At 49.5% G+C, this 9,298-nt stretch carries 9 protein-coding genes; 7 read left to right on the top strand and 2 right to left on the bottom strand.

Features of this window, described 5'->3' with window-relative positions:
- Nucleotides 1–444: 444 nt before the first annotated feature.
- Entirely contained in the window at nt 445–2,172 is a 1,728-nt protein-coding gene (locus ACI4N7_RS06145) for an Rqc2 family fibronectin-binding protein (protein ID WP_439732472.1), read from the bottom strand.
- Nucleotides 2,173–2,365: 193 nt separating this feature from the next.
- Here ACI4N7_RS06145 and dapF point away from each other — a divergent pair, with 193 nt between their 5' ends.
- The 6 genes from dapF (at nt 2,366) to coaBC (ending at nt 6,561) form a co-directional block, all read left to right on the top strand.
- The gene (gene dapF, locus ACI4N7_RS06140; protein WP_439732471.1) at nt 2,366–3,202 is read left to right on the top strand and encodes a diaminopimelate epimerase; all 837 of its coding nucleotides are present in this window, start codon (nt 2,366–2,368) and stop codon (nt 3,200–3,202) included.
- Between the two features lie 41 nt (nt 3,203–3,243).
- Nucleotides 3,244–4,134, top strand: a complete 891-nt coding sequence (locus tag ACI4N7_RS06135) for a YicC/YloC family endoribonuclease (RefSeq protein ID WP_439732470.1) — start codon at nt 3,244–3,246, stop codon at nt 4,132–4,134.
- 13 nt (nt 4,135–4,147) lie between these two features.
- Nucleotides 4,148–4,420 carry an extracellular matrix/biofilm regulator RemA gene (gene remA, locus ACI4N7_RS06130; protein WP_439732469.1) on the top strand — a complete coding sequence of 91 codons (273 nt, stop codon included), beginning with the start codon at nt 4,148–4,150 and terminating at the stop codon, nt 4,418–4,420.
- Nucleotides 4,421–4,422: 2 nt separating this feature from the next.
- Entirely contained in the window at nt 4,423–5,070 is a 648-nt protein-coding gene (gene gmk / locus ACI4N7_RS06125) for a guanylate kinase (protein WP_439732468.1), read from the top strand.
- Nucleotides 5,067–5,267 carry a DNA-directed RNA polymerase subunit omega gene (gene rpoZ / locus ACI4N7_RS06120; RefSeq protein ID WP_439732467.1) on the top strand — a complete coding sequence of 67 codons (201 nt, stop codon included), beginning with the start codon at nt 5,067–5,069 and terminating at the stop codon, nt 5,265–5,267. The genes gmk and rpoZ overlap by 4 nt, the downstream gene beginning before the upstream one ends.
- A gap of 97 nt (nt 5,268–5,364) precedes the next feature.
- Nucleotides 5,365–6,561, top strand: a complete 1,197-nt coding sequence (coaBC, locus tag ACI4N7_RS06115; protein WP_439732466.1) for a bifunctional phosphopantothenoylcysteine decarboxylase/phosphopantothenate--cysteine ligase CoaBC — start codon at nt 5,365–5,367, stop codon at nt 6,559–6,561.
- Between the two features lie 41 nt (nt 6,562–6,602).
- Here coaBC and ACI4N7_RS06110 read toward each other — a convergent pair whose 3' ends face one another.
- Nucleotides 6,603–7,286, bottom strand: a complete 684-nt coding sequence (locus tag ACI4N7_RS06110) for a Crp/Fnr family transcriptional regulator (RefSeq protein ID WP_439732465.1) — start codon at nt 7,284–7,286, stop codon at nt 6,603–6,605.
- A gap of 156 nt (nt 7,287–7,442) precedes the next feature.
- Between ACI4N7_RS06110 and hcp the strand changes: the two genes are divergently transcribed.
- Complete coding sequence (gene hcp, locus ACI4N7_RS06105) at nt 7,443–9,074, top strand: hydroxylamine reductase (protein WP_439732464.1); 1,632 nt, start codon at nt 7,443–7,445, stop codon at nt 9,072–9,074.
- The last annotated feature ends 224 nt before the right edge of the window (nt 9,075–9,298 follow it).

Raw genomic sequence — 9,298 nt, 5'->3', positions numbered from 1 at the left:
TCCGCAGCCCGAATGATGGGAATGTTTGTGAGGGTCATCCTCCTCATCACTGCTTCCGGAATCGTCTTCATGAGCATGGCTTTCCTCATGGGAATGATGGTGGCAGTGGCAGCACCCGCAGTTATGGGCATGAACAGTTTCTTTTGTATGGCTCATTATATATCCTCCTTATAATGACTTAGTTATTTCTCTCATTTAATTTTAGCATTGCCGCAATAGGGAGTAAACCATTCATGAAAAACACTTTAAATTTTCAAGTGGAGGCATTTGAGGAAATACAAAGCCCCCTTTCCGGGAAAGGGGGCCAGTCAAAGATTATGGAATTGACGGATAGAAAGGTCCTTTAATGGGCAGAAAAAGGGCCAGCCTTCACTGCGGCGGAGCACTCCGGTAAGGAGGGTCAACGGCTTACCGGTCCGCCCATGGCAGCATTCTTTGATTCAGTTATTTCTTCACATCTTCCGGTATGGCAGCAATGGTTTTCTGATGTGTGTAGTTTACCAGTCCCGGAGGGCCGTTGGGGATTTTTTTCACGTAGCGGATAAGGGTATAATCTACATCCACTTTGCCTGAATTTCTGCCCCGGCTGTTCCAGGCAGCCAGGGAGGCGGCCTTAACCAGCGTTTCTTCCGGAACGATTTCATTATTGGTTTCTATGACCACATGGGAGCCGGGGATGCCCCGGGCATGAAGCCAGATATCGGTTTTGGCGGCCTTCCGGAGTGTCAGGTATTCGTTCTTTGTATTGCTGGTGCCCAGCCATACCCTGAAACCGTCTATGATGCGGCTTTCGATCTGGGGAGCCTGCGTTTTCTTCGGTGCTTTCTTTTTCTTCTGCTCCTGCTTTTTATCGATGCCCAGATTTTTCAGCTCTTCCTTCAGGGCATCCAGCTCCTGCTTGGTGGACACCTGTTCTGCAAAGTAAAGGGTATCATTGAGATAGGAAAGGCGTTTATCGCACTCATCCAGTTTTTCCCGGCCGATGGTGCTTCTTGTTTTCATCTTGTTGTATTTCTTGAAGTACATCTGGCTGTTGGCGGATACGGAAAGAAGCGGGTCCACCGGTATGGTTTCCTCCTCCGGAGGATCTTTGAAAAGATTGGACAGGGTAAGAGAAGTTCTGTGGTTGATTTTTTCATAGGCATAAATGGAAAGAAGGGTGCCCCACAGCTTGTACTGCTCCATACGGGACGTTTCTTCCATTTCTTCCCCGATTTTCCGCTTTTTTCTTTCTTCTCTCTTTATGAGAGAATGAAGCTGTTTCTTATAGTCCTGCACTGCCTGGCTGATGGAGCCGGCGCCGCTTTCCGCTTCTTTTTCAATGAAGGGAAGCACATCTGCTACCTCCGGTTCTCCCGGCAGGATGGTGAGAGGAATGGGGCTTGCAGTCTTTTTTCCTTTTCCGTTCCGGTAAATATACAGATGGTCCGATTGAGCGATGGACTGGGAAAGATGGACCAGAGCGGTGAGGAGCCGGTCTTCCTCCTCAGGCGTAAGCCCGGACAGGGGAATCTGGGCAGATACTCCGCTTTCGGCAGCCAGTTCGTCAGCCAGAAAACGGGAAAAGCCATTGAACCGGGCAAAGAGGAAGCTGTCCAGCGGGGTATCCTCTTTTTTGGAGAAATCCAGAATTTCCTTCAGCTCATCCCGGCTGAATTTCATGAAATCCATGCGGGCTGCATGGCCGGGCAGGCTGTAGGTTTCTCCCGGAACCAGGAGGCGGTCCAGTTTCTTGCCTCTAAGGCAGGCATCAATAATGGTATTTCCTTCCGTAAGCACCATATTGGGGGAAGCGGGAAGAAGCTCCACCCACAGGGTGCGGGTGATGATTTCACTGCCTGCTTCAATCCGGTCAAAGGAAAGGGACACCACTCTGTCCATGTCCACCTGCTCTATGCGGGAAAGCCGGCTTCCTTCCAGATATTTTCTAAGGGTCATACAGAATGTCTGGGAGGGGGAATACTGCTTTCTGTTTTTGCCTTTGGCGGTGATATAAAGAAGGGGCGGATTATAGGTATTGATCATCAGGCTGACAATGTCCCCGTCGGTACAGAATAATTCCAGATCCATGATCCGGTTGTCTATCTGATGCACCTGCCGTACCTGGCAGGAATTCAGTTTTTCTTTCAGCTTTTTAACAATCACATATAAAACTGCACTGTCTATCTGCATGATTTCCTCCTGCATAAGCGGAATCAATAGGTTTCATAATTTATTATTTCAGTATATCATAGATGAAGGCAGTACTGCTCATGCTTTTCCATGTCTTCCTGTACTGAAGGTTGATACAGGGGGGAGGAGAATGGTAAAATATAGATTCAGAATCAAGAAATGACTTTTATCATATACATTACAAGGAGGAACTATGCATTTTGTAAAATGGCAGGCCTGCGGCAATGATTTTGTCTTTGTCAACGGCTTTGAAGAAAAACTGGAAGATGTAACGAAGTATACAAAGGAAATCTGCCACCGCCATTTTGGCGTAGGAGCAGACGGTATTATTTTTATTCTCCCATCGGATAAAGCAGATCTGAAAATGCGCATTTTTAATTCCGACGGTTCCGAAGCGGAAATGTGCGGCAACGGGATTCGTGCCTTTGCCAAGTGGGCCCTGGAACTGGGTCTGGTGAAGGAAAAGCGGATTTCCGTAGAAACAGGAGCAGGCATTCTCTATCCCGAGGTGCTGGACAATGGTCTTGTACGGGTGGATATGGGAAAGCCGCACCTGAAGGCAGCTGAAATTCCGGCAGTCGGTTTTGGCGACGGCCCCATTATCAATCAGACGCTTGCCAGTGAAAAGACAGGCAAATCCTACCAGGTAACCTGTGTTTCCATGGGAAATCCCCACTGCGTCATTTTTGTGGATGATGCAGAGAAGGCTGATGTCACCGGTGAAGGGCCTCTCCTGGAAACGGATCCCCATTTCCCGAAGAAAACGAATGTAGAATTTCTGCAGCAGCTGGGACCCCATCATTTCAGGATGCGGGTATGGGAACGCGGTGCCGGTGTCACCATGGCCTGCGGTACCGGTACCTGCGCTGCAGTGACCGCAGCCATCCTGAACGGAAAGGTAACCGGCGGCGCCGATGTCACTTTGGACGGCGGGGATCTCCATATAGAATGGGATGGAAATCCGGAAAGCCATGTCTTTATGACAGGACCGGCAGTGAAGGTATTTGAAGGGGATTATCCTCTTCCTTAATCATTTCCTGTAATCATTTATGGAAGCGGGGGCGTTTTGCTATGAACAGTATGACCGGTTACGGAAGAGGCAGTGCGGAAAATGAAAAGGGCACGGTGACCGTGGAATTAAAATCGGTAAACAGCCGATTTCTGGAAATCAATCTGCGGAGTGATCATTTTTCCGCATTTCTTGAGGATACAGCATCCAAAAAGATCAAGCAGTCCCTTCACCGGGGCAAGGTTACGGCATTTCTTTCCTTCCGACCGTCCTCGGAGGGCGAGCATATCCGGGTAGAGCTGGACAGGCCTCTGCTGGAAGCCTATGCGGCGGCGCTGGATGAGGGACGGAAAACAAAGGGACTCCGGAACAGGAAAGCGTCTATTTCCGACCTTCTTTCCCTGCCGGAACCGTTCCTTCATGTGGAAAAGGAATCTGTTTCCGATGAGGACCTGGCACCGCTGGTGGAAGAGGCTGTAGACAATGCCCTGCAGGAGCTTATTGCCATGAGGGAACGGGAGGGAGCCAATCTGAAGGAAGACCTGGAAAAACGTCTTTCCTTCCTCCAGGAGAAGCGGGAATTCCTCCTTTCCCGGCAGGATGCAGCAGCGAAAGCCTATGAAGAACGGCTGCGGGAACGAATCAGCAAGGTACTGAAGGAGCAGGGCCTTGCAATCGATGAAGGCCGGATTCTGGAAGAGGTGGCCCTCTTTTCCGAAAAGGCGGACTACACGGAAGAGGTGGTCCGTTTCGGCAGCCATCTGGACCAGTTCCGAACCATTCTGAACGGCAGTGAACCGGCAGGCAGAAAGCTTGATTTCCTCCTTCAGGAAATCAACAGGGAAGTGAATACGACGGCTTCAAAAGCCGGTGACACTCTTGTGGTTGACTGTGTTATAATAATCAAGACAGAACTCGAAAAAATACGCGAGCAAGTCCAAAATATTGAATAAGGAGTTATCAAAAGTGGGATTTTCTTTAATTAACATCGGTTTTGGCAATATGGCGGCAGCGGCCAGGGTCATGGCAATTATCAGCCCGGAATCAGCGCCTGTAAAGCGCATGATCCAGGACTGCCGGGACAGAGGTGAGCTGATTGACGCTACCTATGGCAGAAAAACCAGGGCTGTGCTCATCATGGACAGCGGCCAGATCATCCTTTCTGCTGTACAGCCGGAAACCATTTCTCATAGATTGACAAGTAAAGATACAGTCATTAATGAAGGATTGGACGATTAATCATGGACACAAAGAAGAAAGATGAGGGAATCCTGCTGGTCGTTTCAGGCCCCAGCGGTGCAGGGAAGGGAACCATCTGCAATGCTATCCGTTCCCTTTATCCAAATCTCCATTATTCTGTTTCTATGACCACCCGTGAACCGAGAAAAGGGGAGGTGGAAGGGGAAAGCTATTATTTCCGCACCAATGAGCAGTTCGAAAAGCTCATTAAGGAAGATGCTTTCCTGGAGTATGCAAAGGTATATGATCATTACTACGGCACACCGAAGAAATATGCCCTGGACCTGATCAATGAAGGAAAGTCCGTCCTTCTTGAAATCGATATTCAGGGAGCCATGCAGGTAAAAAAGCGGTATCCCAAGGGTGTATTCATCTACATTGTGCCGCCGTCCCTCAAAATTCTTTCCGGACGTCTCCATAACAGAGGAACCGATTCGGAAGAGGTGATCCAGAAACGCCTGTCCCAGATTACCAGCGAACTGGCTATGGCCCATCAGTATGACTATATTGTGGTCAATGATGTGCTGGAAGATGCCGTACATAAGACCTGTTCCATTCTGGAAGCGGAAAAGTGCAAGCTTTCCCGTAATGAAGGACAGATTGAAACTATTTTCAAACAATATATCAGTAAGGAGGTACCTTTAAAATGATGTGTTTTCCATCCATTGACAGCCTTGTCAAGAAAGTAGATTCCAAATATACTCTGGTGACTCTGGCAGCGCAGAGAGCCCGCGAACTGACCGACGGCCAGCCTCCTCTCATCCCTGATGCACAGAACAAGAAACCGGTTACTGTAGCACTGGAAGAAATTTACAGCGACAAGATTACTTACAGCTTTGACAAATAATTGTGAGGAAAGCACGGGCATTCCACAGGGGAATGAGCCGTGTTTTTCCAAACCAGAACTTTGAGGAAATATTTCTGTTTCCGGGAAGGATTTTTACATGTTTGAAAATAAACATATTGTGGTAGGCGTGTGCGGGGGAATTGCCGCATACAAAGCGGCCGGCCTGGTAAGCCGGCTCAGGCAGAGCGGTGCCGATGTGCACTGCATTATGACAAAGAATGCAGCAAAACTGGTGACTCCCATTACCTTCGGCGAACTGTCCGGCAATGATGTAACAGTGGATATGTTTGCCAACATCAATAAATGGGATGTAGAGCACATTGCCCTGGCCCGTCTGGCTGATGTCTTTGTGATTGCTCCGGCTACAGCGGACATCATCGGCAAAGTTGCCTGCGGCATTGCGGATGATATGCTTTCCACCACCATTATGGCAACGAAGGCAAAGGTTATCTTCGTTCCGTCCATGAATACCAATATGTATGAAAATCCGATTGTACAGGAAAATATGGCAAAGCTGAAGGCTCATGGCTACCTTTTTGTGGAACCGGAGTCCGGTCATCTGGCCTGCAATACCAATGGAAAAGGCCGTTTCCCGAAACTGGAAACCATTATGGATGCCATTGAAAAGGCTCTTTTCGGCAAGGGACTGCTGAAGGGAAAGAAAATTGTTGTCAGCGCCGGCGGCACCCAGGAAGCCATTGACCCTGTACGGTACATCAGCAACCGTTCCAGCGGACGCATGGGATATGCCATTGCCCGGGCTGCCGCTATGGAAGATGCCGATGTAACCCTGGTGAGCTGCACCACTGCTCTTCCTGTTCCCAGCGGCGTGAAGATTGAATATGTCCGGGATGCCCGGGAACTGGACCGTGCCATGAATGCCCACTTTGACGACTGCGATGCAGCTGTGATGGCGGCTGCGGTTTCCGATTACCGCCCCAAGGTACAGGCTGCCCAGAAAATCAAAAAGGAATCCCATGATACACTGACCATTGATCTTACCCAGAATCCGGATATCCTCTTCGGGCTGGGCCAGAAGAAGACACACCAGTTCCTGGTGGGATTTGCAGCTGAAACCAATGATGTCATTGAACATGGCAAAGAAAAACTGAAGCGCAAGAACCTGGACATGCTGGTAGCCAATGATGTGGCTATGCCGGGCGCCGGTTTCAATGTGCCCACTAATATTGCCTCTCTCCTCTACAAGGATGGCACTATGGAACAGTACCCCAAAATGACAAAGGAACAGCTGGGGCACATTATCATTGAAAAAATTGCCGGAAGTCTGAAATAAAAAACAGAAATCGAAAAAAGCACCTCAGACGGGGTGCTTTTTTATTTTCCTTCCAGACGGACATGTTTTCGGATGGATTTCAGGATTTGAATTTCTCTTCTGTGGACCCGGATGAGCCCGTCCCTTTCCATGGCCTTCAATTCCCGGGAAAGGGCGCTCCTGTTGGCCATCAGGTATTCCGCCAGATCCTCTCTGGAGTAAGGGATGGTAAAGGAAAGGGAATGATATTTCTCCGCTTCCAGAGAAAGAAAGCAGAGGATTTTTTCCCGCAGTGTTTTCTTCGAGGTGATATTGATTTTTTTCATGAGCTCCTGGCTTTTGGAGGTCATCATGGCGATGAGATTTTTGACAAAGGGGAGGATATCCTGATCTCCGGCATGGCGAATAAGCCGTTCATAGGGGATAAAAAGAATAGATGACGGTTCGGCAGCCTGAAAGGCGACGGAAGCAGCCGGCTGGTGGGAGCAGGCGAAGTTTTCGCCGAACAGCTCGCCGGGCCCCATGCGGACAAGAATGGTCTTTTCTCCCCACAGATCTTCCTTCACCATGTACACATGGCCCTCAAGAATCATGCCCATGCTGTGAATAATTTCATTTTCCTCATAAATCATATTTCCCTTTTTAAAATTTTTTTCAAGACAGCCCGCCGTGAGCACGAGATTCCGGATGGCTTCTTCCGTCATGCCCTGAAAAAGCGGAAATCGACTGTATTCTGCCATGCGCATGGTATCCCTCCTTTTTCGCTATTATATCTGACAGCTGTTGCGCAGGCAACAGTTTTTTAAAATGGATTCCCCTATAATGGAGGCTGTACATATATAAATCTGCATGAAAAGAATTCATCTTCAGAAATCATTGCTTATATCAGGAGGGACAGTATCATGGAAAATCAGATGTTCTGCTTTCAGTGTCAGGAAACAGCCGGCGGTATCGGCTGCCGTGTACAGGGGATGTGCGGAAAGACGGCGCAGACCGCCCGTCTGCAGGATATTCTCATTTATGTAACAAAGGGACTGGCTGAACTGGCTGCAGCATGCCGCAGGGAAGGGCATGCTGTATCTCCGTCTGTTCACCGGCTTATTACAGACAATTTATTCGTTACCATTACCAATGCCAACTTTGATGATGCCATGATTGAGGAACGAATCATTCATACCGGGCAGGAAGAAGAAAAGCTGCGGCGGCTCCTGCCGGAAGGATCCGCTCTTACCAAAGCAGCCCTGTGGGATCCTGCCGCTTCCGCTGCAGACGAAGAAACGGGCATCGGCGTTCTTGCGGAAAAGGATGAAAATATCCGCTCCCTGAAGGAACTGATTACCTATGGCCTCAAAGGTCTGGCCGCCTATCTCCGCCATGCCCGGGTACTCCATAAAGAATCGGAGGAAATCTATGATTTCCTGGAAGATACCCTGGCCCGTCTGACCGATGAAACGCTCACGGTGAATGACCTCTTCGCGCTGACTATGAAGACGGGAGAATATGGCGTAAAGGGCATGGCCCTTCTGGATGAAGCCAATACATCCGCTTATGGTCAGCCGGAAGTAACCACTGTGGATATCGGCGTCAGAAACCGCCCGGGCATCCTGATTTCCGGCCATGATTTGAAAGATCTGGAAATGCTGCTGGAACAGACAGAAGGCACCGGCGTGGATGTCTATACCCACGGAGAAATGCTGCCGGCCCATTATTATCCTTTCTTCAAAAAGTACAGCCACTTTGCAGGAAACTACGGCAATGCCTGGTGGAAACAGCGGGAAGAATTCGAATCCTTCAACGGTCCCGTTCTGATGACCACCAACTGCGTGGTTCCGCCGAAGGACAGCTATAAAGCCAGACTGTGGACCACAGGGGTTGTTTCCTTCCCCGGCTGCGGCCATATTGAGGAAGTGGATGGCAAAAAGGACTTTATGCCTGTTATCCGACAGGCACTGACCTGCAAACCGCCGGTAGAAATTGAAAAAGGCTCCATTACAGGCGGGTTTGCCCATAACCAGGTGCTGGCACTGGCAGATCAGGTGGTGGACGCCGTAAAGAGCGGCGCCATCAAGAAATTCATTGTTATGGCCGGCTGTGACGGACGGGCCAGAAGCAGGGAATACTACCGGAATTTTGCCCGGGCCCTTCCAAAGGATACGGTCATCCTTACGGCAGGCTGCGCAAAATATAAATACAACAAGCTGGATCTGGGCACCATCGGAGGTATTCCCCGGGTACTGGACGCAGGCCAGTGCAACGACTCCTACAGTCTGGCTCTCATTGCCCTCAAGCTGAAAGAAGTGTTCGGCCTGGAGGATGTGAATGACCTGCCCATTGTGTACAACATTGCCTGGTATGAACAGAAAGCAGTCATCGTTCTTCTGGCTCTGCTCTCTCTGGGAGTGAAGAACATTCATCTGGGACCCACCCTTCCGGCTTTCCTGTCGCCGGCGGTGATAAACGTGCTGGTAGAGCAGTTCGGCATTTCCGGCATCCGGACTGTAGAAGAGGATATGAAAATCTTTTTCGGCAAGTAAAGATACTTTCCTTCCGGCATAACATAAATGTTCCGGCCTGCTTTCTGCAGGTCAGGGGCGGACTTGATTTCTTTATTTGATGAAACAGCAGAAGGGAATGAGGCTTGGAGCCTGATTTCCTGTGGACAGGCGGCGCTGAAAGGCACCGCCTTCCGTCTCTGTTCTGACAGGGACTCGTCAACTATTAAGACCAGTTTGTAGTTAACCGTTGCGAAAATAAGGAA

It is taken from the genome of Dialister sp., from assembly GCF_051885895.1.
In the GTDB taxonomy this organism is placed as follows: Bacteria; Bacillota; Negativicutes; order Veillonellales; family Dialisteraceae; genus Dialister.
Note: the sequence above shows the minus strand (reverse complement) of the source record. Positions and strands in the feature narration are given on the sequence as shown.